Genomic DNA, 25,984 nt, shown 5'->3' with positions numbered 1-25,984 from the left:
CGGTGGGCCGTGCGCGGCTTCGGCGTCAGGCCGCTTTCGCGGCGAGCGCGGCGCGCGCGCACGCTTCGTCGGTGACGAGCCCCGACAGCCAGCCGCCGCGCAGCGCGGCAATCACCGCGTCGTGTTTCTTCGGGCCGCCGGCGAACGCGATCGTCGGCAGCTTCGGCGGCGTCGCGAGCGCGACGCTCGTCACGCGTGCGCTCGTCGACACGGCGATCTGCGTGCCCTGCGCGTCGATCGGCACGCCGAGCAGCTCGGCCACCGCGCCCAGCGCGGTCATCTCGTCGCGCTCCTGTTCGGTGATGAAGCCGTCTTCATAGAGCGGGCAGTGCGGGCCGATGTTGCCGATCCCGACGAATGCGACATCGGCCTTGCCCGACAGCGCCTCGACGATCCGGTACAGCCGGTGATTGCACCACTGCGCGCGCTCGGCGTCGCTGTCGGCGAACAGCGGCGCGGGCAGCAGGAAGTGCTTGCTGCCGGTTTTCTCGGAGATGTACTGCGCGACGTCGTAGCGGTTCGACGAGCCGTCGGCCGCGATCGCGCCGACCATCGACACGAGCCGGTGCTGCGGGCGGTCGATCTGCGCGATCTGCGCGACCGCGGCCTTCAGCGTCCGGCCGCTGCTGACCGCGATCACCATCGGACGCGTTTCGTTCAGGTAGCGTTCCATCACCTGCGCGCCGGCGACCGCGAGCTTGCGGTCGATCGCGTCGGGCGCATCGGCATCGACGGGCACGACTTCGCACATCGCGAGGCCGTAGCGCTTCGACAGCTGCGCGCCGAGATCGAGGCAGTCGGCGAGCTGGTGGTCGACGCGCACGCGGATCAGGTTCTTCTCGACCGCAAACGCGACGAGACGCTGCGCGACCGGGCGCGACACCTGCAGCTTTTCCGCGATTTCGTTCTGCGTGTCGCCCGCGACGTAGTAGAGCCACGCGGCACGCGTGGCGAGATCGAGTTTTTCTGAGGACTTGGACACGATAGCGATTCGGTTCGGATCGGGGGGCCGCCCCGCGGGCCGGTCGGTGGGCCGCATGGCGGCATCCACTGTACCGCATGTCGCGCACGCGGCCGATGGCCGCCACGCGTGACGTGCGGCGCTTATGCGAGCCGTGCGCGCGACGGTTCGTACAGCGGCTGCACGTGACGGTACAGCGCGCGGAACGCATCGAGGCGTTCGCGCAGCAGCGCATGGCGTGCCGCATCGGGCGCGTATTCGGCGCGCACCGGCGGCTTGGTCAGCACCGCATGCGGATCGGCGCCGACGGCCAGCCAGCCGAGCCGTGCCGCGCCGAGCGCCGCGCCGGTTTCGCCGCCGCCGTGCTGGCGCGTGCGCACGTTCAGCGCATCGGCGATCAACTGCGCCCAGAACGCGCTGCGCGCGCCGCCGCCGATCAGCGACAGCTGGTCGGTTTCGACGCCGGCCGCGTGCAGCGCGTCGAGACCGTCGGCGAGGCCGAGCGTCACGCCTTCGAGCACCGCGTAGCCGAGATGCGCGCGTTCGGTCGCATGTGTCATCCCGAAGAACACGCCTTGCGCGTACGGGTCGTTGTGCGGCGTGCGCTCGCCGGACAGGTAGGGCAGGAACAGCGGGGCCGTCGCGAGCGCGTCGGCGTCGAGCGTTTCGATTTCCGCGAGCAGCGCGGGCTCGTCGGTGCCGGTCAGCTTGCAGACCCAGCGCAGGCAGCTCGCGGCCGACAGCACGACGCTCATCAATTGCCAGCGATCGGGAATCGCATGGCAGAACGCATGGACGGCCGACGCGGGGTTCGGCATGAAGCGATCACCGACCACGCTCAGCACGCCGGACGTGCCGAGCGACACGAAGCCGTCGCCTGCATGGATCGCGCCGATGCCGAGCGCGCTCGTCGCGTTGTCGCCGCCGCCGCCGGCCACCACGACGGCCTCCGACAGCCCGAGTTCGCGTGCGATGTCCGCGCGCAGCGTGCCGGATGGCGCGTTGCCTTCGACGATGCGCGGCATCTGCTCACGCGTCATCCCGCACGCGGCGAGCAGCGCATCGGACCAGTCGCGGCGCGCGACGTCGAGCCACAGCGTGCCGGCGGCGTCCGACGGATCGGACACCTTCGCGCCGGTCAGCCGGAACCTCAGGTAGTCCTTCGGCATCAGCACGCAGGCGGTTGCCGCGAACACGTCGGGTTCGTGCTTCGCGACCCACAGCAGTTTCGGCGCGGTGAAGCCCGGCATCGCGAGGTTGCCTGCCAGTGCGTGGAGATCGGGCGCGCGTTCGGTGAGCAGCGCGCATTCGTCGGCGCTGCGCATGTCGTTCCACAGGATCGCGGGGCGCAGCACGCGATCGTCGCGGCCGAGCAGCACGGCGCCGTGCATCTGGCCCGACAGGCCGATGCCGCGCACGGCCGCGAACGCGTCGCGGTGCCGTTCGCGCAACGCCGCGAGCGCGGCGAGCGTGCCTTGCCACCAGTCGTCCGGATGCTGTTCGGCCCAGCGCGGATGCGGCCGCGACACGGTGAACGGCGAGCCGGCGGTGCCGACGACCGTGCCGTCCGGGGCGAGCAGCAGCACCTTCACTTCCGAGGTGCCGAGGTCGATGCCGAGATACATGAGCGATCCGTTCCGTCAGTGGGGAGTCGCTACTTTAGCCGCGCGGCCGCGCCCGTGCCAAGGCAGGTTCGCCCGGATGCACGTCAGCGTGCCGCGAGCCATGTGTCGACACGCGAGAGTCCGCCGCGCAAGGCCTCGAACAGTGCGGCGTTGCCGGCGAGCGAGCCCCACAGCTGCCGGTTCGCGCACAGCGCGACGACCGGGTCGTCGGCCTGGACGATCGCGCGTGCGGCGCTTTCGTCCATCACGCCGTCCTGGTACGCGTACGGCAGCGCGCCGCGCGCCCAGCGCTCGAGAAAGCGCAGGAACAGCGCGGGCAGCACGGCGGTGGCGACCGGCGCCGCGCCGCGTGCGAACGATTCGACGAGCGTCGGCGCGATGAAGCCGGGAATCTTCGAGAAGCCGTCGGCCGCGACGCGCTGGTTCGTGTCGAGCACGTACGGGTTGCCGAAGCGTTCGAGCACGACGTCGCGGTAGCGCGCGAGATCGAGCGGGCTCGGCGTGAGGCAGGGGATCACGTCCTGCGTCACGTAGTCGTGCGCGAAGCGGCGGATCGCCGCGTCGTGCGTGCCTTCGTGGATATACGTATGGCCCGCGAGCGTGCCGGCCCACGCGATGCAGCTGTGCGTCGCGTTGAGGATGCGGATCTTCGCTTCCTCGTACGGGTGCACGTCGTCGACGAGTTCGGCGCCGGCCACTTCCCACTTCGGCCGGCCGGCCGCGAAGCGGTCCTCGATCACCCACTGGATGAACGATTCGCCCATCACCGGGCATGCGTCGTCGAAGCCGGTGGCCGCCAGCACACGCTCGCGCACGTCGGCGGTCGGGCGCGGCGTGATGCGGTCGACCATCGCGCTCGGTGTCGCGACGTTCGTATCGAACCAGGCGAGCAGGTCGGCCTGGCCGCGCCGCTCGAGGAATTCGCGCATCCCCGCGCGAAAGCGCGCGCCGTTGTTGCGCAGGTTGTCGCAGCTCTGCAGCGTGAGCGGGCCCGCGCCGCGCTTCACGCGTTCGGCGAGCAGCGCCGCGAGCGCGCCGTACAGCGTCGTGCGCGCGCCTTGCAGGTCGGCCGCGAGATCGGCGTTCGCGAGGTCGAGCCGGTTGTGTTCGTCGAGGTAGTAGCCGCCTTCGGTGACGGTAAACGACACGATCCGGCAGGCCGGATCGGCGCCGGCGTCGATCAGCGCGGCGAGGTCGATCGACCACGGCAGCACGCGCGTGATCGCGCGGATCGTCTCGTACGCGCGCTCGCCTTGCGGCGTGACGGTTTCGAGCGTGTAGGCGCCGTGCTGCGCGGCGAGTGCGTCCATCGTCGCGTGCATGTCGTCGCGGATGTTGCCGACGGTCAGCGACCAGCGCTCGTCGGCCGGGACGGCCGCGTTCACGCGATGCAGATACCACGCCTGGTGCGCGCGGTGAAACGAGCCCGCGCCGATGTGCAGCAGCACGGGCGTGCGGGCGGAGGGCGATGCGCTCATCCGGTGTCTCCTTTTCGTGCCTGACAGTCCTGCCGAATACGATCATTTGCTCTTTGTGTGAGCGAATGATCGTATTCGGGCGAGCGAAAGTCAAGGCGGGGAAACGGCATTTCGATGGTGCGCTGCGGCGGCGTGCGGGCAGCAGGGTGGGAAGGCCGCGAACGGGCGGCCGGTGCGGAAAGCGCTGTCAGCGTCCTTCGCGCGTCAACGCGACGAGTTCCTCGAGCAGCTTGCCCGCTGGCCCCGGCAGGATGCCGTGGCGGCGCCGGAACGCGGTGAGCGTGCGCACCGCGACGACCTCGCGCACCGGCAGCGTGTCGATCGTGCCGGCGCGCTGCTCGGCGCCGTACATCGGCTCGGCCATCCAGCTCAGGAAGCCGGCATGCGCGACGAGGCTCTTCAATGTAGTAACCGAGCGCGTCTCGACCGCGATGTCGGGCAGCGCCAGCCCGTGCGCGTCGAAGGTCGCGCGCATGTGGTCGAACGGCGCGGTGCCGCGCGGCGGAATCGCCCAGCGCGCGTGCAGCGTGTCGGCGAGCGTCGGCGCGCGGCCGAGCGCGCGCAGCGGATGGTGCTGCGCCGCAACGATGTGGCTGCGATCCTCCCAGCGACACTCGGGAATCGCGACGATCTCGTCGGTATCGGGCCCGTGCGCGGACAGCGCGAGATCGATCTCGTGCTTGTTCAGCCCTTCCGCGAGCCGGTCCCACACGCCTTCGATGATCTCGACGCGCAGGTTCGGCCAGCGGTCGAGCACGCGGCCGACCGCGACCGGCAGCACGAGGCTCGCGATGCTGCCCACCGTGCCGACCTTGATCGTGCCCTTCGCAAACCCGCGCATCGCATCGAGCTCCTCGCGTGCGTGCTCGGCCTCGTGCTGCAGCAGCGTCGCATGCGGCAGCAGCGCGTCGCCGAACGCGGTGAGCTGCACACCCTTCGAATGGCGTTCGAACAAGGGCGCGCCGACCTGGTCCTCGAGTCGCTTCAGGATCCGGCTCAGCGCCGGCTGCGTCACGTGCAGCGCGTCGGCCGCGCGGCCGAGGCTGCCGCACGCGACGATCGTCGTGAAGGCGCGCAATTGTCGGAGATCGAAAGTCATGTCGGAACGGTATGGCTTATCGCAAAAAATACAGTATCCGAGAATGGCTCGCGCTTCGATACTGTGGAAACCGCCAAGCCATCGAGGAGACGCCCGAGCATGTCCGGCCATACGCCCCCTTCCGCCGCACCGATCACCGTTCGCGATGCGGTGATCGACCTGTTTCGCCAGTTCGGCATCGACCGCGTGTTCGGCAACCCCGGCTCGACCGAGCTGCCGATGTTCCGCGACTTCCCGGACGATTTCCGCTACGTGCTCGGCTTGCATGAAGCTGTCGTGGTCGGGATGGCCGACGGCCACGCGCAGGCGACCGGCAATGCGGCGGTCGTCAACCTGCATTCGGCGGCGGGTGTGGGCAACGCGATGGGCAATCTCTTCACCGCCTTCAAGAACCGCACGCCGCTGATCGTCACCGCGGGCCAGCAGGCGCGCGCGATCCTGCCGTTCGACCCGTTCCTCGGCGCGACGCAGGCCGCCGAGCTGCCGAAGCCGTACGTGAAATGGAGCATCGAGCCCGCGCGTGCGCAGGACGTGCCGGCCGCGATCGCGCGTGCGTACCGCATCGCGATGCAGGAACCGCGCGGCCCCGTGTTCGTGTCGATCCCGGTCGACGACTGGGATCAGCCGGCCGAGCTGCTGCCGCGCCGCGACGTCAGCCGTGTCGTGCGGCCCGATCCGGATGCGCTCGCGCGGCTCGGCGATGCGCTCGACGCCGCGCGGCGTCCCGCGTTCGTGGTCGGGGCAGCCGTCGATCGCGCCGGTGCGTGGGACGACGTCGTGCGGCTCGCCGAGCGGCACCGTGCGCGTGTGTACGTCGCGCCGATGTCGGGGCGCTGCAGTTTCCCCGAGGACCATCCGCTGTTCGCCGGCTTCCTGCCCGCGATCCGCGAGAAGATCGTCGCGCGGCTCGACGGGCACGATCTCGTGTTCGCGTTCGGCGCGCCCGCGTTCACCTATCACATCGAGGGCTTCGGCCCGCACGTGCCGCCGGGCGCGACGCTCGTGCAGCTCGTCGACGATCCGGGCCTCGCCGCGTGGACGCCGTCGGGCGATGCGGTCGTCGGCAACCTGCGGCTCGCCGCGCGCGACCTGCTCGCGCGCCCGGCGCCGCCCGAGCGGCCGATGCCCGCGCCGCGGCCGCCGCGTGCGCGCGTCGAACCGCCGGCCGCCGGCGAGCGCATGTCGGTCGCGTTCGCGCTGCAGACGCTCGCCGACGTGCGCGCCGCACACGACATCGTCGTCGAGGAAGCACCGAGCGCGCGGCCCGTGATGCAGGAACACCTGCCGTTCACGCACAGCGGCACGTTCTACACGATGGACAGCGGCGGGCTCGGCTACGGGATGCCGGCCGCCGTCGGCGTCGCGCTCGCGCAGCCGGGCCGGCGCGTGATCGGGCTGATCGGCGACGGGTCGAGCCTGTATTCGATCCAGGCGTTGTGGAGCGCCGTGCAGTTGAAGCTGCCGATCACGTTCGTGATCCTGAACAACCGGCGCTACGCGGCGCTGCAGGATTTCGCGCCGGTGTTCGGCTTCGGCCCGGACGATCCCGTGCAGGGCACCGATCTGCCGAACCTGGATTTCGTCGCGCTCGCGCAAGGGATGGGCTGCCGGGGCGTACGCGTGTCCGATGCCACGCGCCTGCGTGACACGATGACCGACGCGCTGCGTGTGGCGGCGCCGGTCGTCGTCGAAGTCGAGATTGTCTGAATGACGTGATGCGCAGTGCGCGTCCTGCCGGAGATTCCATGCAAACCGTATCGATGCTGATCGGCGGCGAACGCCGTCACTCATCCAGCGGCGCGACCTTCGCGCGCCGCAACCCGCTTGATGGCGAAGTCGCGTCCGAAGCACCCGCGTGTACCGTCGACGATGCGCGCGCGGCGGCCGACGCGGCCGCCCGCGCGTTTCCCGGCTGGGCCGCGCTCGGTCCCGGCGCCCGCCGCGCGCTGCTGCTGAAGGCGGCCACCGCGCTCGAAGCGAAGCACGAGCAGTTCGTCGCCGCGATGGCGGCGGAGACGGGCGCGTCCGCGCTGTGGGCCGGCTTCAACGTGCAGCTTGCCGCAAGCGGGCTCGTCGAGGCCGCGTCGCTGACCACGCAGATCAGTGGCGAGCTGATTCCGTCCGACGTGCCCGGGTCGCTCGCGATGGGCGTGCGGCAGCCGGCCGGCGTCGTGCTCGGCATCGCGCCGTGGAATGCGCCGGTGATCCTCGCGACGCGCGCGCTCGCGCTGCCGCTCGCGTGCGGCAACACCGTCGTGCTGAAGGGCTCGGAGCTGTGTCCCGTCACGCACGGGCTGATCGTCGAGGCGCTGCAGGAGGCCGGGTTGCCGCCGGGCGTCGTCAATTTCGTGACGAACGCGCCCGAGGATGCGGGCACGATCGTCGATGCATTGATCGCGCATCCGGCCGTGCGCCGCGTGAATTTCACGGGCTCGACGCGCGTCGGCCGGATCGTCGCCGAAGCCTGTGCGCGCCACCTGAAGCCGTCGGTGCTGGAGCTCGGCGGCAAGGCGCCGTTCGTCGTGCTCGACGATGCCGATCTCGACGCGGCAGTCGCGGCGGCCGCGTTCGGCGCGTTCGCGAATTCCGGGCAGATCTGCATGTCGACCGAACGCATCGTCGTCGACGCGTCGATTGCCGATGCGTTCGTCGCGAAGCTCGCCGACAAGGCCGCGTCGCTGCCGCTCGGCGATCCGCGCCAGGGGCCCGTCGTGCTCGGTTCGCTGATCGACATGAAGGCCGTCGAGCGCTGCAACGCGCTGATCGACGATGCGCTCGCGCACGGCGCGACGCTCGTGTGCGGCGGCAAGGCCGACAGCACGCTGTTCCCGGCCACGCTGCTCGACCATGTGACGCCGGCGATGCGCATCTATGCGGAGGAGTCGTTCGGGCCGGTGAAAGGCATCGTGCGCGTCGATGGCGAGGACGCCGCGATCCGCTGCGCGAACGACAACGCGTTCGGGCTGTCGTCGGCCGTGTTCAGCCGCGATGTCGCGCGTGCGATGCGCGTCGCGGCCCGCATCGAATCGGGCATCTGCCACGTGAACGGTCCGACCGTGCACGACGAGGCGCAGATGCCGTTCGGCGGCGTGAAGGACAGCGGCTTCGGCCACTTCGGCGGCAAGGCCGGCATCGCGGCGTTCACGGACCTGCGCTGGATCACGGTGCAGACCGCACCGCGCCACTATCCGTTCTGACGAGGACGACGACGATGAGGATTGCGATTCTGGGCGCCGGCGCGATGGGCTCGCTGTTCGGCGGGCGGCTGGCCGAAAGCGGCGAGGCCGTCACGCTGATCGACGTGAACGATGCGCATCTCGATGCGATTCGCCGCGAAGGGTTGCGCATCGATGACGATCGTGGTGAGCGGTGTATCCGGACGTTGCAGGCCGTGCGGCCGGAAGCGGCGAATGCGGCTGCGGCCGCATCGCCCGATGCATCATTCGACCTGCTGATCGTTTTCACGAAATCGTTGCATACGCGTGCCGCACTCGACGGCGTGCGCGCGCTGCTCGAGCGGGACACGCACGTGCTGACGCTGCAGAACGGGCTCGGCAATGTCGAGACGCTGAATGCGTTCGTGCCGCTCGAACGCATCCTGGTCGGCGTGACGACGTGGCCGGCCGACGCGGCGGGGCCGGCGCACGTGCGCTCGCACGGCGCGGGCGCGATCCGCATGATGACGGCCGACGGCGCGGCACGCCCGTTCGCGGCGACGGTGGCCGATACGCTGTCGCGCGCGGGGCTCGCGTGCACGCTGGACGCCGACGTGTGGGCCGCGATCTGGGAGAAGGTCGCGTTCAACGCGGCGCTCAACACGCTGTGCGCGGCGACCAACTGCACGGTCGACCAGCTCGGCAACCATCACGACGGGCCGCGGCTTGCCCTCGCGATTGCAGCCGAGGTGGCCGCCGTCGCCCGCGCGAAGGGCATCGCGGTCGACGGCGAGCGCATCGCGCGCAATGTCGAGCACGCGATCCACGCGCATCGCGGCCATCGCCCGTCGATGCTGCAGGACGTGCTCGCGGGCCGCCGCACGGAAATCGACGCGATCAGCGGCAAGGTCGTCGCGGCCGCGCGCGAAGCGGGCGTCGCGGTGCCGCATGCGGAGACGCTGCTCGCGCTGGTCCGGCTGATCGACGCGCGGGTGAACTGAGCATCAGGCGGGCGGCGCGGCTTGCGCCGCACGACGAGACGAGCACGTCGCGCGCAGGCGACGGCGCCGGATCGGGACAGGTTGGACGAGACACCGGAGGCGGCGCCGATGCGTCGACGCCGGCCGCCTGCGCAGCACGAGATCCGGGCACGCGCCACCGCGCCAGCCCGGGCAACCGGAGACGCCATGAACGCCATCGAATGCCGTTGTCTTGCCGCGCGCTGCTTGCGCATGTTGCCGCCTGAGCGCGGCGCACGGGAGGTCGCATGAGCACGCGCGACGGATTGTTGCCTGCGTCCGTCGACATCGGCGCGACGCTCGACGACGGGCCGTTCACGACGATGCAGCGCTGCGTGGTGCTGCTCGCCGCGCTCGCGATCGTGCTCGACGGCTTCGACGGCCAGCTGATCGGCTTCGCGATTCCGGTGTTGATCCGCGAATGGGGCATCACGCGCGGCGCGTTCGCGCCGGCGGTGGCGGCCGGGCTGATCGGGATGGGCATCGGCAGTGCGTGCGCGGGGATCGTCGCCGATCGCTTCGGCCGCCGCCAGGCCGTGATCGGCAGCGTGTTCCTGTTCGGCATCGCGACCTGCGCGATCGGCTTCGCACCGGACGTCACGGCGATCGCGGTGCTGCGCTTCGTCGCAGGCCTCGGGATCGGCGGCGCGTTGCCGACGGCCACGACGATGACGGCCGAATACACGCCCGCGCGGCGTCGCACGATGATGGTGACCGCGACGATCGTCTGCGTGCCGCTCGGCGGGATGCTGGCCGGCCTGTTCGCGCACGAGGTGCTGCCGCGCTACGGCTGGCGCGGGCTGTTCTTCGCGGGCGGCGCGTTGCCGCTCGTGCTCGGCTTCGTGCTCGTGCATGCGTTGCCCGAATCGCCGCGCTATCTCGCGCGGCGCCCCGCGCGCTGGCCGGAACTCGGCGCGCTGCTCGCGCGGATGGAGCGGCCCGTCGTGCCGGGCACCGTCTTCACCGACCTGAGGGACGCCCGCGCGGCGGGCGGCCGCGGCGGCTTCGGCGCGCTGTTCGCGAGCGGCCAGGCGCGCGACACGATCGCGCTGTGGTGTGCGTTCTTCATGTGCCTGCTTGCCGTGTATGCGGCGTTCAGCTGGCTGCCGACGATGCTGGCGGCGAGCGGGCTGAGCGTGTCGGTGGCGGGGACGGGGCTCACCGCGTACAACCTCGGCGGCGTGATCGGCGCGCTGTTGTGCGCATGGACGATCGCGCATGCCGGGTCGCGCTGGCCGCTCGTGCTGTGCAGTGTCGGCGGCGCGGCGAGTGCGGTGTGGCTGATGGGTGTCGATGCGAGCCGCCACACGGGCTGGCTGATCGTCGGGCTCGGCCTGCACGGGTTGTTCGTCAACGCGGTGCAGTCGACGATGTATGCGCTCTGCGCGTACATCTACCCGACGGCCGTGCGCGCGACGGGCACCGCGAGCGCGCTCGCGTTCGGCCGGCTCGGCGCGATCCTCAGCGCGTTCGCGGGCGCGGTCGTGATCACCACGGGCGGCGCCACGGCCTATCTGACGATGCTGGCGATTGCGATGGGGGTGGTCTGCGTCGCGCTGCTCGTCGTGCGACGGCACATTCCGCGACTGTCGCGTGCGGCCGTGCAGCCGCGCGAAGGGGAGGAGCTGGCCCGCACGTCGTCGTGACGGCGGGCGGGCCGGGGGCGCGTCGCGCGTTACAGCGTGGTGCGCACGTGCCAGAGCTCGGGGAACAGCACGACGTCGAGCATCTTGCGCAGGTACGGCGCGCCGCTGGTGCCGCCGGTGCCCTGCTTGAAGCCGATGATGCGCTCGACGGTCGTCACGTGACGGAAGCGCCACTGGCGGAACGCGTCCTCGAGATCGACGAGTTCCTCGGCCATCTCGTAGAGCTCCCAGTGCTGCTGCGGATGACGGTACACCTCGAGCCACGCGGCTTCGACCGTCTCGTCGTGCCGGGTCGGCTGCGTCCAGTCGCGTTCGAGCCGCTCGGCCGCGATCGGGAAGCCCCGCCGCGCGAGCAGGCGCACGACTTCGTCGTAGAACGACGGCGCTTCGAGCGTCGCACGCACCTGTTCGAGGATGTCGGGCCGGTGCGCATGCGGCTGCAGCATCTGCACGTTCTTGTTGCCGAGCAGGAATTCGAGTTGTCGGTACTGGTACGACTGGAAACCCGACGACTGCCCGAGATACGGCCGCATCGCCGAATACTCGGACGGCGTCATCGTCGACAGCACGTTCCAGGCCTGCACGAGTTGCTCGAGAATCCGCGACACGCGGGCGAGCATCTTGAACGCCGGCGGCAGCGCGTCGGTGCGCACCGCGTCGAGGGCGCCGCGCAGCTCGAACAGCGCGAGCTTCATCCACAGCTCGCTCGTCTGATGCTGGATGATGAACAGCATCTCGTTGTGATCGGGCGACAGCGGATGCTGCGCGTCGAGGATCGAATTCAGCGACAGGTAGTCGCCGTAACTCATCGACTTCGAGAAATCGAGCTGCGCGTTGTGCCAGCCGGCATCGCCGGGCACGTGCGACGCTTCGTGCGCGGCCGGGGCTGCTTGGGCCGAATGCGCGGCGCGTGCGCCCGAGAACGGGCAGCCCGCCGGCGCGTCGTCGCCGGGTGGCTGCATATGACCAGAATTCACGACTTTCTCCAGATTTGAATGACGGGGCGCGGCGCGCGGCTCGCGCGCGCCGGGCAAGGCCGATCAGGTCACCGCGCCGCGTTCGGCGAACTCGGGCGCCTTCCACGCGTCGGTGGCGAGGATGTCGCGCAGCGTCTCGACGGCATCCCACACGTCGGCGAAGCGCGTATAGAGCGGCGTGAAGCCGAAGCGCAGCACGTACGGCTCGCGATAGTCGCCGATCACGCCGCGCGCGATCAGCGCCTGCATCACCTCGTAGCCGTGCGGATGCTCGAAGCTCGCCTGCGAGCCGCGCTGGTGATGCGCGCGCGGCGTGACGAGTTTCAGCGACAGGCCCGCGCAACGCGCTTCGACGAGCGCGATGAACGCATCGGTCAGCGCGAGCGACTTGCGGCGGATCGCGTGCATGTCGGTCTGCAGGAACACGTCGAGCCCGCATTCGACCATCGACATCGACACGATCGGCTGCGTGCCGCACAGGAAGCGCGCGATGCCCGGATCGGGCGCGAAGCCCGGCTGCATCGCGAACGGTGCGCGGTGGCCCCACCAGCCGGACAGCGGCTGCGAGAAGTGCGCGTGATGGCGCTGCGGCACCCATACGAAGGCGGGCGAACCGGGGCCGCCGTTCAGGTACTTGTACGTGCAGCCGACCGCGCCGTCCGCGCGCGCGCCGTTCAGGTCGACCGGCACCGCGCCGGCCGAGTGCGCGAGATCCCACAGCATCAGGCCGCCCGCGTCGTGCACGAGCTGCGTGACGGCCGGCATGTCGTGCATGTAGCCGGTGCGGTAGTTCACGTGCGTGATCATCGCGACGGCCGTGTCCGCGCCGAGCGCGCCGGGCAGGTCGGCCGGGTCGTCGATCAGGCGCAGTTCGTAGTCGCCGCCGAGCTGCTCGATCAGCCCCTGCGCGATATACAGGTCGGTCGGGAAGTTCGAGCGCTCCGACACGATCACTCGGCGCTCCGGCGCGCGCTCGGCCTGGTGGCGCACCATCGCCGACAGCAGCTTGAACAGGTTGATCGAGATCGTGTCGGTCACGACCGTCTCGTCGGGCGCGCCGCCGATCAGCGTCGCGAGCTTGTCGCCGAGACGGCGCGGCAGCGCGAACCAGCCGGCCGTGTTCCAGCTGCGGATCAGGCCTTCGCCCCATTCGGCGCCGATCACCTGCTGCGCACGGGCGGCCGATGCGCGCGGCTGTGCGCCGAGCGAGTTGCCGTCGAGGTAGATCACGCCGTCGGGCAGGGAGAACTGGTCGCGCAGCGGGGCGAGCGGATCGTCGCGGTCGAGCGCGAGCGCATCTTCACGGGTCTTGATCATGATGTGGGGGTCGTCAGTCGGGGTAATCAGGAAGCACGCGCGGGCAGCGCGCGCAGCACCGCGCGCACGGGGCTCGCGTCGAGCGTCGCGAACTTCAGCGGCAGTGCGATCAGTTCATAGTCGCCGGGCGGCACGTCGTCGAGCACGATGCCTTCCAGGATCGCCATCCGGTGCGCGCGCACGCGGTGATGCGCATCCATCGTCTTCGATTCCTGCGGGTCGAGCGACGGCGTGTCGATGCCGATCAGCTTCACGCCATGCGCGGCGAGCAGGTCGACGGTCTCGGGCGCGACCGCGCAGAAGTGGCTGTCCCACTCATCGACGCTGGCGCGCGCACAGGTGCGCAGCAGCACGCGCGGCGGTACGCCGTCGAGCGCGGCCGCGACATCGGCCGGCTGCACGACCGGCGATGCGCCGATGCAATGGATCACGCGGCACGGGCCGAGGTAGGTGTCGAGCGGCACGGCGCCGATCGGCGCGCCGTCGGCGTCGTAGTGCAGCGGCGCGTCGCAGTGCGCGCCCGTGTGCGGCGACAGCGTCAGGCGCGCGACGTTGACCGGCGAGCCGGCCTCCATCCGCCACACGCGTTCGACGGAAACCGGCGTATCGCCCGGCCACACGGGGGTGGCGGGGCTGACGGGCGGCGAGATGTCCCAGAGGGTGTCCATGGCATGACGATTCGGTGAGTCGATCCTTCGAATGATAGGTGGACGCTCGCAGAAAGTGCTTGCGAAATAAACATGGACAATCCGCCGGATTGGCAGATAATTCGACTCAGAGGGAAAACGGGGACCAAAAATGCACGCGATCACGCTCGATGCCACCGACTGCCGGATTCTGGCGGTACTGCAGGAAGAGGGCAGAATCAGCAATCTCGACCTGGCGGAACGGATTTCGCTTTCGCCGTCCGCCTGTCTGCGCCGCATGCGCCTGCTCGAGGAGCAGGGCGTGATCGAGCACTATCGCGCGTGCCTGAGCCGCGAGAAGCTCGGCTTCGAGCTCGAGGCGTTCGTTCAGGTGTCGATGCGCAACGAAGAGAATCAATGGCACGAGCGCTTCGCGGAAGCGCTGCGCGAATGGCCGGAGGTGGTCGGCGCGTTCGTCGTGACGGGCGAGAGCCACTACCTGCTGCGCGTGCTCGCGCACAACCTCAAGCACTATTCGGATTTCGTGCTGAACCGGCTCTACAAGGCGCCGGGCGTGATGGACATCCGTTCCAACATCGTGCTGCAGACGCTGAAGGATGAAGCCGGCGCGCCGGTCGGGCTGGCGCGCACGGGGGCGATCAAAGCGGTGTAAGGCCGTGGAAGCCGCCGCCGTGGAACACGAGCGGCGGTGCCGTGTCCGATTCCATGCGCACGCCGCAGCGCTCCACTTCGCCGACGAAGATCACGTGGTCGCCTTCATCGTAGCGGCTGCGGTTGTGGCATTCGAACCACGCGAGTGCGCCGTCGAGCACGGGCATCCCCGAGTTGCCGGCCGCATGCGCGATCCCTTCGAAGCGGTCACCCTTGTAGGTCGAGAAGCGCTTGCACAGGTCGAGCTGCGAGGCCGCGAGCACGTTCACCACGTAATGGCTGTTGCCGCGAAACACGGGCGTCGACGCCGATTTGTGCGCGAGGCTCCACAGCACGAGCGGCGGATCGAGCGAGACCGAGTTGAACGAGCTGGCGGTGATGCCGATCAGTTGGCCGGACGGCGCGCGCGTCGTGATCACCGTCACGCCTGTGGCGAACTGGCCGAGGGCTTGCCGGAAGGCGGCCGAGTCGAAATCCGGGGGATTGGCGTGACTCATCGCGCGGCCATCCGGAACGAGACGGGCGGGCGCGGCGCGACGCGGGTGGGGCGGGCACGGCGGACGAAAGGCGACAAGGCGGTCGAGGGGGAAGGGGTGCGCATGGCCCGATTTTAGCGGAATCGGGGCCGCCGGGCCCGGCCGGACGGCGCATTGCGGGGGCAGGGTGACGTAGCGAACACTGCGGCGCGCGGCCGGATGCGCGATGGCACGCTGCCGGCACGGCCGTTCCGTCGCGTTTTTTGTGCGGGGCCGCCGCTCCGCCCGGCACCTCTGCTCGACATCGGCCGCAGGTCCCCCCGCACTATCGCGTCGCCGCCAGCCCCAGCGACAACGCGCCCGTCACGATCAGGCTCGACGCCCACACCGCGTCGAGATTGAACCAGCTTCGCGATACGAACTTCAGCCCGAGATAGCGGTACACGAGCCACGCGAGCCCGCCGCCGGCGCCGATCATCGCGATGGCATGCACGGCCGCGACGACGAGCGCCATTCCGAGATGCGCATCGACGAGCGTGGCCGCCGCGCGATGGCCGGCGTCCTGGTCGAGCCCGCACAGCCCGAGGTAGATCGGTACCAGCATCAGCCCCGCGCCATGCGCGATCGCGACCGCGAACGACCACAGGCCGAGCCGGGCAGGCGGAATCCGCGCAAGCGCCCGCGGATGCCGGCGCCGGATCAGCAGCACGGCGCCGAAGCCGATCACGAGCGCGCTCGCGCCGATCCGGATCGCCGTCTGCCACGCAAGCAGCGCGGCGAGCAGCCCGAACGGCAGCATCACCGCGAACACGGCGAGCGCATGGCCGAGCGCGAGATAGCCGAGCGCCGCGACGAGCGCGCCGCCGCGGCGCGTCATCAGCGCGTTCGACACCGCGAGCGGCCAGCCCATCGCGGGGTTGAGCCCGTGATACACCCCGCTCGCGAGCACGGCCGCCCACAGCGCGAACGGCGCGTGAAAGCCGGCGTTCAACGCTTGACCGACGGATAGCAGAACGAGTCGGTCGAGCAGTCGCCGCCTTCGAGCCGGATCTGGTGCGCGCGATAGCCGTCGGGGAACTCGACCCAGTAATCGTCGGCGAGCGTCAGCCCGCCTTCCGGCCCCACGTGCGCGAGCACCTGCGCGCCCGGCACGCCGTCCGGATAAAACTGGTCGTCCCACGTCGAATACAGCGAGTTGGTCCAGTACACGCGCTTCCCGTCGCGGCTGATCTCGACCATCTGCGGGCCGCCCGCGAACGTGCGGCCGTTCGAGTGCGGCGCGCGGCGTGCGATGCCGCCGATGCGGACCGACCCCGCGAGCACCGGGTTGTGCGGGTCCGACACGTCGTACTGGCGCATCTCGCCGGTGCCCCAGCAGGACACGTAGAGGAACCGGTCGTCGAGCGACAGGTCGATGTCGGTCACGAGCGGCGGCACCGCGCCGAATCCCTTGAGCAGCGGCGGCAGTTCGTCGGCCGCGGCCGGCTCGGCCGGGATCGTCGCGGTTTTCTTCACATGGAACTTGCCGCCTTCGCGCCACCAGGTCCAGATCGAGCCTTCGAGATTCGTCGTGTCGACCACGACGCCGACGAACCCGTATTCGCGCGCCGGGTCGTGCGCGGGCCGCACCTCGAGCGCCATCTGGTGCTGCGCGCCGAGATCGATCGTCTGCACGTTGCGCCGTGCGCGCAGGTCCCAGAAATGCAGCCGGTGCCCGTATTTGTTCGCGAGCAGGTCCTCCGGCACGATTCCGTTCTCGAATTGCGGCGGCAGCGCCCATTCGCTCGACACCATGTAGTCGCGCGGCAGGTTCCACCAGAAGTCGTAATGCTTGTCCTGCGGGCCGCGATCGATCTCCCAGCGGCCGAGGACGTCGAAGGTTTCGCAATCCATGATGAAGATGCCGGGCGCGCCGTCGGTGCCGTCCTTGCCTGCGCCGCCGAGCGTGCTCACGTAGATGCCCTCGGGCCCGCAGTGCACGGTGTGCGGCCGCGAATAGCCGGTCTTCGAGAAGATCTCGTCGGGCTCGATGATCTTGTGGATGCGCGCCTGCGTCGGATGCGGCTTCGTGTCGATCACGTAGATGCGCGACGAGCGCAGGCCGGGGATGATCAGGAAGCGGCGTTCGAGGAATGCATGGCCGGTCAGCGGCGACAGCGACGACGAACACGCATTCCAGCCGAAGTGGTGAAACTCGTCGCCGGTGTTCGGCATCGTCACCGTGTGCACGATTTTTCCGTAGGTCGACGAGCCAGGCTTGACGTCGATCACGGCGAGCGCGTCGGGTCTGGAAAAATCGGGGCTCAGCAACAACGTATAGGCAAACTCCTCCGCCGGTGCCTGCATCGCAAGCTCGGGTGAAGCGTGAAACGTCGGGTCAGGCCGCATGCTCATGGTGATGCCCTCTCGATGGTGTCGGATCGGGGTCGCACGGCCGTTCGTTGCGGGCGTGCGAGTCGGGGTTGCCGCACGGCGCGCATCACGCCGGCGGGAGCGATCGGCAGGCGGACGCACGCGTCGATGAGCGTGCGACGCCGTGCATCAGATCGTGAAAGCGGAAAGAAGCGGTGTGCCGGATCGCCGCGCGCGGAGCGAGACGGATGCATGGCAAGGAGGTGATGCAATCGAAGCCGCGGCCCGCGACGCGGCGACGGCCGGACGCGTGACGCGGGCGAGGTCTGTTAAGGCATGCATAGCGAAGTTCCGGCAGATGATGTTTGCATCAGGGTCGGGCATGCATCGGGCACATTGCGCGAGCCAGCGGGTTTGCCGCCGCGCTCGCGCGTGCCTAAGTGTAGTCGAGAAAACGGGCGGCCGGTCGCGCGCGACACCCGTGCAATCTGTCAGGTTCGCGCGCGAGTGAGATACTTGCCGACGTGCCGTTGCGACCCGCACGCGGGTGGGCAGCGGCGAGACGGAACGGTGGCGCCGGCGCATGCGTGCCGGCTGCCGACATCAACGAGGGACTGATTTCATGGTGAACGAGATGCTTGAAACCGCGACATTGGGAGGCGGGTGTTTCTGGTGCACGGAGGCGGTGTTTCTCGACGTCGACGGCGTGACGGCCGTCCAGTCGGGCTATGCGGGCGGCCATACGCGCAATCCCGGCTATCGCGACATCTGCGAAGGCGATACGGGCCACGCGGAAGTCGTCAACGTGACGTTCGATCCGGCGCGCATCGGCTATCGCGAGATCCTCGAGATCTTCTTTGCAACGCACGATCCGACCCAGCTGAACCGGCAGGGCAACGACGTCGGCACGCAGTACCGTTCGGTCGTGTTCACGCATTCGGACGCGCAGCGCGACACGGCGCTCGACGTGATCCGCGAGCTGGAGCGCGAGCAGGTGTTCGGGCAGCCGATCGTCACGCAGGTCGTGCCGCTCGACGACAACTACTGGCCGGCCGAGGATTATCACCAGAACTATTACGCGCGCAACCCGGGGCAGGGCTACTGCTCGGTCGTGATCGGGCCGAAGCTCGCGAAATTCCGGAAGAAGTTCTCGCACCGTCTGAAGTCGCTGCGCGGCGCGTAAGCGTCGTGACCGCGGCCGGCGCAAGCCGGTATCTAGCCGGTATCAAGCGGGTATCAAGCCGCCTCGTTGCGCCACTGCGCGCACGCGGCGGCGATCTCGCGCGCAAGCGCGATGCACGACAGCGGCGCGGAGCCTTCCGCCTTGTTGTTGATCGTGATGATCACCGGCTGCCCGGCCAGCGCATAGCGCGCGGCCAGTTCGGCAAGCGCCGAGCGCGTGGCCGGATCCTCGTCGACGAGCTTGTCGAACGGCTCGTACTTCGCTTTCGCCTGTTCATACTTGAAGCCGCCGTGCAGGCTCCAGCGCACGATCAGCGGGCCCGGCGCGTCGCCGTCGAGCAGCGCGAGCGCGGCCGCCTGGCGCAGCGGGTCGGGCATCCGCGCGTGCAGGCCGACGCAGTAGCGCACGCCGAGCGCGGCGAGCGCGCGGATGAAGCGCGGCGTGAGCAGGCTCGCGTCGCGAATCTCGATCGCATAGCGGGTGCCGTCGGCTTCCGCCGGCAGCGGCGGCAACGCCGCAAAGAACGCGGCCAGCCGGTCGATCAGTTCGGCCGGCCGGGCAAGCAGCGTGTCGGGCAACGGCGAGAACTGGAACACGAGCACCCCGGCTTTCCGGCCGAGCCCTTCGAGGCAGGGCTGCACGAATTCCCGGGTGGCGAGATCCGCGTCGAGGAAGGTCGGGTTCGGTCCCGACGGTTCGCCGCGCCGGCCGCGGATCACCGCATCGGTCACGGAAGCCGGCGCCTTCACGACGAAGCGGAAATCGTCGGGCACCTGCTGCGCATAGCGCAGGTAGTCGGCCACCGATAGCGGGCCATAGAACGACCGGTCGAGGCTCACGCTCTTCAGCAGCGGATGCGCGCCGTACGCTTCGAGCCCTTCGCGCGAGAGTTTCGTCTGAGCGAAATCGCCGTCGTAGACGATGCCGTCCCAGCCGGGGAAGTACCACGACGACGTGCCGAGCCGGACGTTCGGCGGCAGGCCGGCCGCCGCATCGGCCACATCCGGTGTGATCGGCGCGGGCAGCACGCCGCGCCGGCGCCGGCCCTTCTTCGGCGGCTCGACTGGCAGGGACGGTTCGTCCCACAGCAGGCCGGAAGCGGCGGGCGGTGTTTCGTCTGAAGAACGGGGGTGGGTGCGGGTGCGCGGTGCCGGCTGCGCGTCGTCAGGCGCGCCCGGGTTCACATGTTCGTCGGCGTCGGCAGGCGGGCCATCGTTCTCGGGCGACGCGCGTGCAGCATCGGCCGGCACGCCGAACAGGTCGAATTGCCCGTCGGCGTGCGGCGTGTTCGCGTCGTCGTGCTGCTGTCGTTCCGGCGGCGCCTTGCGCCGCGTCCTGCCGTCACCCATGCATGCCCAGCGTGAAGCGCCGCCTAGCGCGGCAGCGCGTGTTCGTACATATAGCGCCGCGACCACGGCAGCGTCTTCGCGCTCTGCCCGGCCTTGCGGCACACGATCTGGAAGATCGACACGTCGTCGTGCTCGAACGCATACGCGCAGCCGGCGAGGTATACGCGCCAGATGCGGAATTTTTCGTCGTCGACGAGTTGTCGCGCGGCGTCGGCCTTCGCCTCGAAGTTTTCCGTCCAGATATCGAGCGTGCGGGCATAGTGCCGGCGCAGGCTTTCGACGTCAATCGCTTCGAGCCCGCCGCGCTGCGCGGCTTCCAGCGCGAGGCTGATGTGCGGCAGCTCGCCGTCCGGGAACACGTAGCGATCGATGAACTCGCCGCCGCCGAGCGCCGTCTCGCCGCTTTCCGCGTCGGTCGACGTGATCCCGTGGTTCATCGCGATGCCGTCGTCGGCGAGCAGGTCATGGATCCGCGAGAAATAGAGCGGCAGGTTCTTGCGCCCGACGTGCTCGAACATCCCGACGCTCGTGATGCGGTCGAATTGCCCGTCGATCTCGCGGTAGTCCTGCAGCCGGATCTCGATCTTGTCTTCCAGCCCGGCGGCCTTCACGCGCGCGGTCGCGAGGTCGAACTGGTTCTGCGACAGCGTGACGCCGAGGCACTGCGCGCCGAACTTCTGCGCGGCGCGCAGCACGAGCGCACCCCAGCCGCAGCCGATGTCGAGCAGCCGCTGGCCGGGCTGAAGCCGGATCTTGGTGAGGATATGGTCGATCTTCTTGATCTGCGCGGTGGCGAGATCCTCGTCGCCGTTCTCGAAGTACGCGCACGAGTACACCATGTTCTCGTCGAGCCACAGCTGGTAGAACTCGTTCGAGACGTCGTAGTGATACTGGATCGCCTTCTTGTCGGTGCTCTTCGAGTGATTGAAGTAGCGCTTCACGCGCGCCAGCTTGCTCGCGCTCGTGACCGTGCTGCGCGCGAGCGAGTAGCCGATGTTGATGATGTCCGACAGCTTGCCTTCGATGTCGATCTTGCCCTTCACGTACGCCTCGCCGAGATTGTCGAGGCTCGGTTCGAGCAGGAGCGGCAACGCCGACGCGCTGTTGACCTTCAGCGTGACCTGCGGCGCGCTGAAGGTGCCGAAATCGAGTTGATCGCCGTTCCACAGCACGAGGCGCGCCGGTATGTTCGCTTTCGCCCGTACTTCGTCCGCCCACTGTGCCAGCTTCTTTTCCCAGAACATTTGGATTCTCCGTTTGTTCGTTGAATCGAATACAGCCAAGTATCTTGACCGGCCCCGCCGCTTGCGAGGCGGGCGCCCGAATGCAACACGAGACACGACCGGCGTGCGCCGGCGCAGCGCTTACGGCGACAGGCGCGAAATCGACCAGCCCGTCGACGTGCCGGCGTCGCGCGTGTAGAGCAGGCGGTCGTGCAGCCGCGACGGGCGGCCCTGCCAGAACTCGATCGAGTCGGGCACGAGACGGTAGCCGCCCCAGTGCGGCGGGCGCGGCGGGTTGTCGCCGTAGCGTTCGCTGACGGCCTTTTCCTGCGCTTCGAGCGTCGCGCGGCTGTCGATCGCCGCACTCTGTTGCGACGCCCATGCGCCGATGCGCGAGCCGAGCGGGCGCGACGCGAAATAGCGGTCACTTTCTTCTGCGCTGGTTTTCTCGATCCGGCCTTCGATGCGCACCTGGCGCTCGAGCTCGATCCAGTAGAACAGCAGCGCGGCCTCTGGGTGCGCGGCAAGATCGCGCCCCTTGCGGCTTTCGTAATTGGTGAAGAAGACGAACCCGCGTTCGTCGACGCCCTTGATGAGCACGATGCGTGCCGATGGCCGGCCGTCGGCGCCGACGGTCGCGAGCGTCATCGTGTTCGGCTCGGGCAGCTTGGCGGCGAGCGCCTCCTTGAACCAGCGGTCGAACTGGACGAAGGGGTCGTGGGCGACGTCGGCCTCGTCGAGCGAAGCACGTGAGTAATTGATGCGGAGATCGGCGAGAGTCGTCATGTTATGCAAACGCTTCAATCTGGAACCATTGTAGCCAACGCGCAAGAAACGTGCGTGCACAGTGGCGCGTGCGAGCGGGGAGTTCAGGCAAAATAGAGGGCTGCACGACTTACGTTTTCCTTGCTGCCATGTCCGTCGCCGACGCTGCCCCGCCCAGTTCCTCTGATCTTACCCCGACCCCGGAAATCCAGCTTGACGTGGATCGCGCGCGGCGTTTCGGCGGTGTTGCGCGCCTGTACGGCGCGCCGGCCGCCGCCGCGTTCGAGCGCGCGCACGTCGCGGTGATCGGGATCGGCGGCGTCGGCTCGTGGGTGGCCGAGGCGCTCGCGCGCAACGCGGTCGGCACGCTGACGCTGATCGATCTCGACAACGTCGCCGAAAGCAATACGAACCGGCAGATCCACGCGCTCGACGGCAATTACGGCAAGCCGAAGGTCGACGCGATGGCCGAGCGGATCGCGCTGATCGATCCCGCGTGCCGCGTGAACCGGATCGAGGATTTCGTCGAGCCCGACAACTTCGACGCGCTGCTCGGCGGCGGCTTCGACTACGTGATCGATGCGATCGACAGCGTGCGCACGAAGGTCGCGCTGATCGCATGGTGCGTCGCGAAGCGCCAGCCGCTCGTGGTGGTCGGCGGCGCGGGCGGCCAGCTCGACCCGACGCGCATCCGGATCGACGATCTCGCGCTGACGATCCAGGATCCGCTGCTGTCGAAGGTGCGCGCGCAGTTGCGCAAGCAGCACGGCTTTCCGCGCGGGCCGAAGGCACGTTTCAAGGTCAGCGCCGTGTATTCGGACGAGCCGCTGATCTATCCGGAAGCGGCCGCCTGCGACCTCGAGGACGGCGCCGAGCCGTCCGCGGCCGCGCACGTCGCGGGGCTCAACTGTGCAGGGTTCGGTTCGAGCGTGTGCGTGACCGCGAGCTTCGGCTTCGCGGCCGCCGCGCATGCGCTGCGCGCGATCGCGGCGCAGGCCGCCGGCTGAGCCGCTGCGAATCGCGGTCGTCGAGGCATGGCGGCGCGTGACGCGCGCCGTCGGCCGTCATGCGGGGCGATCCCGCAGCCGGGCCGTTGCAGCCCGGCCGGTCATCCATCCGTTCAGTTGAGCGCCATGCTCAGCCTGCGCCGCCACCCGGCGACGAGGTCCGGGCGATCGCCGGCCAGCTCGAACACCGAGATCAGCGTGCGGCGGCCGAGATCGTCGCCGTACGCGCGGTCGCGCGTGACGATTTCCAGCAACTGCTCCACCGCGCCTTCGTACGCGCGCCGCGCGATCAGGCTCTGCGCGAGGTCGAAGCGCGCGTCGAGGTCGGCCGGGTTCGCCGCGATGCGCGCTTCGAGCGCGTCGGTCGGCGGCAGGTCGGCCGTCGCGTCGAGCGCGTCGAAACGGGTCTTGATCGCCTGGTAGCGCGGATCGCCGTTCTGCACGGTCTGCGGCGACAGGCGTTCGGTCTCGGCGCGTGCGGCGTCGACCTGGTTGTTCGCGAGCAGCAGTTCGATCAGATCGAGGCGGGCGTCGTCGAAGCCTGGGTTCAGCGCGAGCGCCGCCTCGAGGTGCGTGAGCGCGTCGTCGTAGCGCGCCTCGGCCATCGCATACTGCGCGGCACGCCGTTCGGCTTCCTCGGGCGCCGGCAGGAGCCGGTCGAGGAAGGCGCGCAGCTGGCCTTCGGGCAGCACGCCGACGAACTGGTCGACCGGGCGCCCGTCGGCGAACGCGATCACGTGCGGGATGCTGCGCGTCTGGAAGTGCGCGGCGAGTTCCTGGTTCTCGTCGACGTTGACCTTCACGAGCTTCCAGCGGCCTTCATAGTCGCCTTCGAGCTTTTCCAGCAGCGGGCCGAGCGTCTTGCAGGGGCCGCACCACGGCGCCCAGAAGTCGACCAGCACGGGTGCGTCCAGCGACGCCTCGATGACGTCTTTCTCGAATGTGGCAAGCGTGGTGTCCATGTCGTTCTCTTCCGTTCGAATGTCGTCAGGATGGGGGCGGCGCGCCCCTTTTTCAACGCGGCTTCGACTCGGGCAGCGGAATCCACTCCGTCTCGCCCGGCACCTTGCCCATTTCCTGGCGCGTCCACGCTTCTTTCGCGCGCTCGATCGCCTCGCGGCTGCTGGCGACGAAATTCCATTCGATGAAGCGCTCGCCGTCGATCTTGTCGCCACCGAGCAGCATCGCACGCGCGCCGCCGCCGCTCGTCAGCGTGACCGCGGCGCCGGGCGTGAGCACGGCCATCTGCTCGGCCGGCACCGGCGTGCCGTCGATCGCGAGCTCGCCGTCGACCACGTAGACCGCGCGCTCCTCGTGCGACGCGTCGAGTGCGAGACGGCCGCCGGCCGCGAATTCGGCCGCGACGTACAGCGTGCGCGAGAACGTCGTGACCGGCGAGCGCAGCCCGAACGCATCGCCGGCGATCACCGTCAGCGCGACGCCGTCCTCATTGCGCTTCGGCAGCGTGTCGGCCGCATGGTGCTCGAACGACGGCTCGGTCGTCTCGTGCGCGCGCGGCAGCGCGACCCAGGTCTGGATCCCGTGCACGGTGTGGCCGTGTTCGCGCTGCGCGTCGGGCGTGCGTTCGGAGTGGACGATCCCGCGGCCGGCCGTCATCCAGTTCACGTCGCCCGGCACGATCTCCTGCAGCGAGCCGAGGCTGTCGCGGTGCAGGATCGCGCCGTCGAACAGGTAGGTGACGGTGGCGAGGCCGATATGCGGGTGCGGGCGTACGTCGAGGCCCGTGCCGGGCGGCAGCGCGGCGGGCCCCATGTGATCGAAGAAGATGAACGGGCCGACGAGGCGGGCGGCGAGTGCGGGCAGCGTGCGGCGCACCTGCAGGTTGCCGATGTCGCGCACGTGCGGCTTCAGCAGGGCTTTGATCGGAGCGGTCATGGCGGATCCTGTGGGGCGGCGGGGGATGCCGGTCATTGTACTGGCCGTCCGCCGCCGATTCCATGCGCGCCGCGCGGGTATCGGGCCGGGGGCTGAAACCCGGTAGACTGACCGGCTTCCCAGAGGAAAACACCGGGCCGCGCCGGGCTTTCCGCCTCGAAGGCAGTCTTCTCGGGGCGCCCGGCGCAAAGCAACAGGGCCTGAGCGCACCGTGCACGACCATTCGACAATCGAGGAGACGCCGATGATGGCCCCGAAGGACTTGCTGCTTGCGCTGGTCGTGATCCTGGCGTGGGGCGTGAACTTCGTCGTGATCAAGGTCGGCCTGCACGGCATGCCGCCGATGCTGCTCGGCGCGCTGCGCTTCACGCTCGCGGCCGTGCCCGCGGTGTTCTTCGTGCGCCGGCCGCAGATTCCATGGCGTCTGCTGGTGCTGTACGGCGCGACGATCCAGCTCGGCCAGTTCGTGTTCCTGTTCACCGGCATGTACGTCGGCATGCCGGCCGGCCTCGCGTCGCTCGTGCTGCAGTCGCAGGCATTCTTCACGCTCGTGTTCGCGATGCTGTTCCTCGGCGAGCGGCTGCGCGTGCAGAACCTGCTCGGGCTCGCGATCGCCGCGGGCGGGCTCGTCGTGATCGCGGCGCAGGGCGGCCGCGCGATGACGCTCGCGGGCTTCCTGCTGACGATCTGCTCGGCCGCGATGTGGGCGTTCGGCAACATCGTCACGAAGAAGGTCGGCCGTGCGAACCTCGTGTCGCTCGTCGTGTGGGCCAGCCTCGTGCCGCCCGTGCCGTTCTTCCTGCTGTCGCTGTGGTTCGAAGGGCCGCAGCGGATCGCGACCGCGCTCGCCGGGCTGAACGGTGCGTCGATCTTCGCGGTCGTCTATCTCGCGTTCGTCGCGACGCTGCTCGGCTACGGGCTGTGGAGCCGCCTGCTGTCGCGCTATCCGGCCGCGCAGGTCGCGCAGTTCTCGCTGCTGGTGCCGATCGTCGGTCTCGCGTCGTCGGCGCTGCTGCTCGACGAGCATCTGACGCGCACGCAGCTGATCGGCACCGCGCTCGTGATGGGCGGGCTCGCGGTGAACGTGTTCGGCGGGAAACTGATGCGCCGCTTCGCGGCGTCGTGACGCGCCGGCACGCACCGCGTGCCGGCGGCGGG

General features: G+C 69.5%; 23 protein-coding genes. 8 read left to right on the top strand and 15 right to left on the bottom strand.

Features of this window, described 5'->3' with window-relative positions:
- Positions 1–25 precede the first annotated feature (25 nt).
- The 4 genes from CFB40_RS14140 to CFB40_RS14125 all read right to left on the bottom strand — a co-directional run bounded on the left by CFB40_RS14140 (position 26) and on the right by CFB40_RS14125 (position 5,163).
- Positions 26–1,039: a sugar-binding transcriptional regulator gene (locus CFB40_RS14140; protein ID WP_089426201.1), complete on the bottom strand. Its 1,014-nt coding sequence runs from the start codon at positions 1,037–1,039 to the stop codon at positions 26–28.
- A 65-nt stretch (positions 1,040–1,104) separates the two neighbouring features.
- Complete coding sequence (xylB, locus tag CFB40_RS14135; RefSeq protein WP_089426200.1) at positions 1,105–2,586, bottom strand: xylulokinase; 1,482 nt, start codon at positions 2,584–2,586, stop codon at positions 1,105–1,107.
- Positions 2,587–2,669: 83 nt separating this feature from the next.
- A complete protein-coding gene (gene dalD / locus CFB40_RS14130; protein ID WP_089431624.1) occupies positions 2,670–4,064 on the bottom strand; it encodes a D-arabinitol 4-dehydrogenase in 1,395 nt (464 codons plus the stop codon).
- Positions 4,065–4,251: 187 nt separating this feature from the next.
- Positions 4,252–5,163, bottom strand: coding sequence for a LysR family transcriptional regulator (locus tag CFB40_RS14125; protein WP_174972912.1), 912 nt, complete (start codon positions 5,161–5,163; stop codon positions 4,252–4,254).
- A 99-nt stretch (positions 5,164–5,262) separates the two neighbouring features.
- Between CFB40_RS14125 and mdlC the strand changes: the two genes are divergently transcribed.
- The 4 genes from mdlC to CFB40_RS14105 all read left to right on the top strand — a co-directional run bounded on the left by mdlC (position 5,263) and on the right by CFB40_RS14105 (position 10,983).
- Positions 5,263–6,870: a benzoylformate decarboxylase gene (mdlC, locus tag CFB40_RS14120; protein ID WP_089431623.1), complete on the top strand. Its 1,608-nt coding sequence runs from the start codon at positions 5,263–5,265 to the stop codon at positions 6,868–6,870.
- Positions 6,871–6,908: 38 nt separating this feature from the next.
- Positions 6,909–8,360 carry an aldehyde dehydrogenase gene (locus CFB40_RS14115; RefSeq protein WP_089426196.1) on the top strand — a complete coding sequence of 484 codons (1,452 nt, stop codon included), beginning with the start codon at positions 6,909–6,911 and terminating at the stop codon, positions 8,358–8,360.
- Between the two features lie 14 nt (positions 8,361–8,374).
- Positions 8,375–9,319: a ketopantoate reductase family protein gene (locus CFB40_RS14110; RefSeq protein WP_089431622.1), complete on the top strand. Its 945-nt coding sequence runs from the start codon at positions 8,375–8,377 to the stop codon at positions 9,317–9,319.
- Positions 9,320–9,585: 266 nt separating this feature from the next.
- Entirely contained in the window at positions 9,586–10,983 is a 1,398-nt protein-coding gene (locus tag CFB40_RS14105; protein ID WP_089431621.1) for an MFS transporter, read from the top strand.
- 29 nt (positions 10,984–11,012) lie between these two features.
- On the opposite strand, the gene kynA is transcribed toward CFB40_RS14105, so the two are convergent.
- The 3 genes from kynA to kynB all read right to left on the bottom strand — a co-directional run bounded on the left by kynA (position 11,013) and on the right by kynB (position 13,945).
- Positions 11,013–11,945: a tryptophan 2,3-dioxygenase gene (gene kynA, locus CFB40_RS14100; RefSeq protein ID WP_089426193.1), complete on the bottom strand. Its 933-nt coding sequence runs from the start codon at positions 11,943–11,945 to the stop codon at positions 11,013–11,015.
- Between the two features lie 78 nt (positions 11,946–12,023).
- Positions 12,024–13,277 carry a kynureninase gene (gene kynU, locus CFB40_RS14095; RefSeq protein ID WP_241026035.1) on the bottom strand — a complete coding sequence of 418 codons (1,254 nt, stop codon included), beginning with the start codon at positions 13,275–13,277 and terminating at the stop codon, positions 12,024–12,026.
- A gap of 26 nt (positions 13,278–13,303) precedes the next feature.
- Positions 13,304–13,945 carry an arylformamidase gene (kynB, locus tag CFB40_RS14090; protein ID WP_089426192.1) on the bottom strand — a complete coding sequence of 214 codons (642 nt, stop codon included), beginning with the start codon at positions 13,943–13,945 and terminating at the stop codon, positions 13,304–13,306.
- Between the two features lie 130 nt (positions 13,946–14,075).
- Between kynB and CFB40_RS14085 the strand changes: the two genes are divergently transcribed.
- Positions 14,076–14,576, top strand: coding sequence for an Lrp/AsnC family transcriptional regulator (locus CFB40_RS14085; RefSeq protein ID WP_006477992.1), 501 nt, complete (start codon positions 14,076–14,078; stop codon positions 14,574–14,576).
- Here CFB40_RS14085 and CFB40_RS14080 read toward each other — a convergent pair.
- From CFB40_RS14080 to CFB40_RS14070, 3 genes are all read right to left on the bottom strand, one after another.
- Entirely contained in the window at positions 14,563–15,072 is a 510-nt protein-coding gene (locus CFB40_RS14080) for a flavin reductase family protein (RefSeq protein ID WP_089426191.1), read from the bottom strand. The genes CFB40_RS14085 and CFB40_RS14080 overlap by 14 nt on opposite strands.
- A gap of 304 nt (positions 15,073–15,376) precedes the next feature.
- Positions 15,377–16,042, bottom strand: a complete 666-nt coding sequence (locus CFB40_RS14075; protein WP_089426190.1) for a hypothetical protein — start codon at positions 16,040–16,042, stop codon at positions 15,377–15,379.
- Positions 16,039–17,445, bottom strand: coding sequence for a selenium-binding protein SBP56-related protein (locus tag CFB40_RS14070; RefSeq protein WP_089426189.1), 1,407 nt, complete (start codon positions 17,443–17,445; stop codon positions 16,039–16,041). Before CFB40_RS14070 ends, CFB40_RS14075 begins: the two co-directional genes overlap by 4 nt.
- A 580-nt stretch (positions 17,446–18,025) precedes the next feature.
- On the opposite strand from CFB40_RS14070, the gene msrA reads away from it, so the two are divergent.
- Positions 18,026–18,586, top strand: a complete 561-nt coding sequence (msrA, locus tag CFB40_RS14060) for a peptide-methionine (S)-S-oxide reductase MsrA (RefSeq protein ID WP_089426188.1) — start codon at positions 18,026–18,028, stop codon at positions 18,584–18,586.
- A 53-nt stretch (positions 18,587–18,639) separates the two neighbouring features.
- Here msrA and CFB40_RS14055 read toward each other — a convergent pair whose 3' ends face one another.
- From CFB40_RS14055 to pdxH, 3 genes are all read right to left on the bottom strand, one after another.
- Positions 18,640–19,935 carry a DUF72 domain-containing protein gene (locus CFB40_RS14055; protein ID WP_089431620.1) on the bottom strand — a complete coding sequence of 432 codons (1,296 nt, stop codon included), beginning with the start codon at positions 19,933–19,935 and terminating at the stop codon, positions 18,640–18,642.
- Between the two features lie 23 nt (positions 19,936–19,958).
- A complete protein-coding gene (locus CFB40_RS14050; protein ID WP_089431619.1) occupies positions 19,959–21,179 on the bottom strand; it encodes an SAM-dependent methyltransferase in 1,221 nt (406 codons plus the stop codon).
- 120 nt (positions 21,180–21,299) lie between these two features.
- Positions 21,300–21,944, bottom strand: coding sequence for a pyridoxamine 5'-phosphate oxidase (gene pdxH, locus CFB40_RS14045; protein ID WP_089426185.1), 645 nt, complete (start codon positions 21,942–21,944; stop codon positions 21,300–21,302).
- A 128-nt stretch (positions 21,945–22,072) separates the two neighbouring features.
- On the opposite strand from pdxH, the gene CFB40_RS14040 reads away from it, so the two are divergent.
- Positions 22,073–22,930, top strand: coding sequence for a tRNA threonylcarbamoyladenosine dehydratase (locus CFB40_RS14040; protein WP_039368313.1), 858 nt, complete (start codon positions 22,073–22,075; stop codon positions 22,928–22,930).
- A gap of 113 nt (positions 22,931–23,043) precedes the next feature.
- Here CFB40_RS14040 and trxA read toward each other — a convergent pair whose 3' ends face one another.
- Together trxA and CFB40_RS14030 are read right to left on the bottom strand one after the other, a co-directional pair.
- Entirely contained in the window at positions 23,044–23,892 is an 849-nt protein-coding gene (trxA, locus tag CFB40_RS14035) for a thioredoxin (RefSeq protein WP_069248701.1), read from the bottom strand.
- 52 nt (positions 23,893–23,944) lie between these two features.
- Positions 23,945–24,826, bottom strand: a complete 882-nt coding sequence (locus CFB40_RS14030; RefSeq protein WP_089431618.1) for a pirin family protein — start codon at positions 24,824–24,826, stop codon at positions 23,945–23,947.
- A gap of 247 nt (positions 24,827–25,073) precedes the next feature.
- Between CFB40_RS14030 and CFB40_RS14025 the strand changes: the two genes are divergently transcribed.
- A complete protein-coding gene (locus CFB40_RS14025; RefSeq protein WP_179254846.1) occupies positions 25,074–25,952 on the top strand; it encodes an EamA family transporter in 879 nt (292 codons plus the stop codon).
- Positions 25,953–25,984: the final 32 nt, after the last annotated feature.

The organism is Burkholderia sp. AU31652 (genome assembly GCF_002223155.1).
GTDB lineage: Bacteria > Pseudomonadota > Gammaproteobacteria > Burkholderiales > Burkholderiaceae > Burkholderia.
Note: the sequence above shows the minus strand (reverse complement) of the source record. Positions and strands in the feature narration are given on the sequence as shown.

Bases quoted from the DNA above. Each gene is read 5' to 3' on its own strand.
- msrA (WP_089426188.1), top strand. From the start codon at position 18,026: ATGGTGAACGAGATGCTTGAAACCGCGACATTGGGAGGCGGGTGTTTC.
- kynA (WP_089426193.1), bottom strand. From the start codon at position 11,945: ATGCAGCCACCCGGCGACGACGCGCCGGCGGGCTGCCCGTTCTCGGGC.
- CFB40_RS14055 (WP_089431620.1), bottom strand. From the start codon at position 19,935: ATGGGTGACGGCAGGACGCGGCGCAAGGCGCCGCCGGAACGACAGCAG.
- CFB40_RS14080 (WP_089426191.1), bottom strand. From the start codon at position 15,072: ATGAGTCACGCCAATCCCCCGGATTTCGACTCGGCCGCCTTCCGGCAA.
- kynB (WP_089426192.1), bottom strand. From the start codon at position 13,945: ATGGACACCCTCTGGGACATCTCGCCGCCCGTCAGCCCCGCCACCCCC.
- CFB40_RS14040 (WP_039368313.1), top strand. From the start codon at position 22,073: ATGTCCGTCGCCGACGCTGCCCCGCCCAGTTCCTCTGATCTTACCCCG.
- xylB (WP_089426200.1), bottom strand. From the start codon at position 2,586: ATGTATCTCGGCATCGACCTCGGCACCTCGGAAGTGAAGGTGCTGCTG.
- CFB40_RS14070 (WP_089426189.1), bottom strand. From the start codon at position 17,445: ATGAGCATGCGGCCTGACCCGACGTTTCACGCTTCACCCGAGCTTGCG.
- kynU (WP_241026035.1), bottom strand. From the start codon at position 13,277: ATGATCAAGACCCGTGAAGATGCGCTCGCGCTCGACCGCGACGATCCG.
- CFB40_RS14125 (WP_174972912.1), bottom strand. From the start codon at position 5,163: ATGACTTTCGATCTCCGACAATTGCGCGCCTTCACGACGATCGTCGCG.
- pdxH (WP_089426185.1), bottom strand. From the start codon at position 21,944: ATGACGACTCTCGCCGATCTCCGCATCAATTACTCACGTGCTTCGCTC.
- CFB40_RS14140 (WP_089426201.1), bottom strand. From the start codon at position 1,039: ATGCGGCCCACCGACCGGCCCGCGGGGCGGCCCCCCGATCCGAACCGA.
- dalD (WP_089431624.1), bottom strand. From the start codon at position 4,064: ATGAGCGCATCGCCCTCCGCCCGCACGCCCGTGCTGCTGCACATCGGC.
- CFB40_RS14110 (WP_089431622.1), top strand. From the start codon at position 8,375: ATGAGGATTGCGATTCTGGGCGCCGGCGCGATGGGCTCGCTGTTCGGC.
- CFB40_RS14025 (WP_179254846.1), top strand. From the start codon at position 25,074: ATGGCCCCGAAGGACTTGCTGCTTGCGCTGGTCGTGATCCTGGCGTGG.
- CFB40_RS14105 (WP_089431621.1), top strand. From the start codon at position 9,586: ATGAGCACGCGCGACGGATTGTTGCCTGCGTCCGTCGACATCGGCGCG.
- mdlC (WP_089431623.1), top strand. From the start codon at position 5,263: ATGTCCGGCCATACGCCCCCTTCCGCCGCACCGATCACCGTTCGCGAT.
- CFB40_RS14050 (WP_089431619.1), bottom strand. From the start codon at position 21,179: ATGTTCTGGGAAAAGAAGCTGGCACAGTGGGCGGACGAAGTACGGGCG.
- CFB40_RS14115 (WP_089426196.1), top strand. From the start codon at position 6,909: ATGCAAACCGTATCGATGCTGATCGGCGGCGAACGCCGTCACTCATCC.
- CFB40_RS14030 (WP_089431618.1), bottom strand. From the start codon at position 24,826: ATGACCGCTCCGATCAAAGCCCTGCTGAAGCCGCACGTGCGCGACATC.
- trxA (WP_069248701.1), bottom strand. From the start codon at position 23,892: ATGGACACCACGCTTGCCACATTCGAGAAAGACGTCATCGAGGCGTCG.
- CFB40_RS14085 (WP_006477992.1), top strand. From the start codon at position 14,076: ATGCACGCGATCACGCTCGATGCCACCGACTGCCGGATTCTGGCGGTA.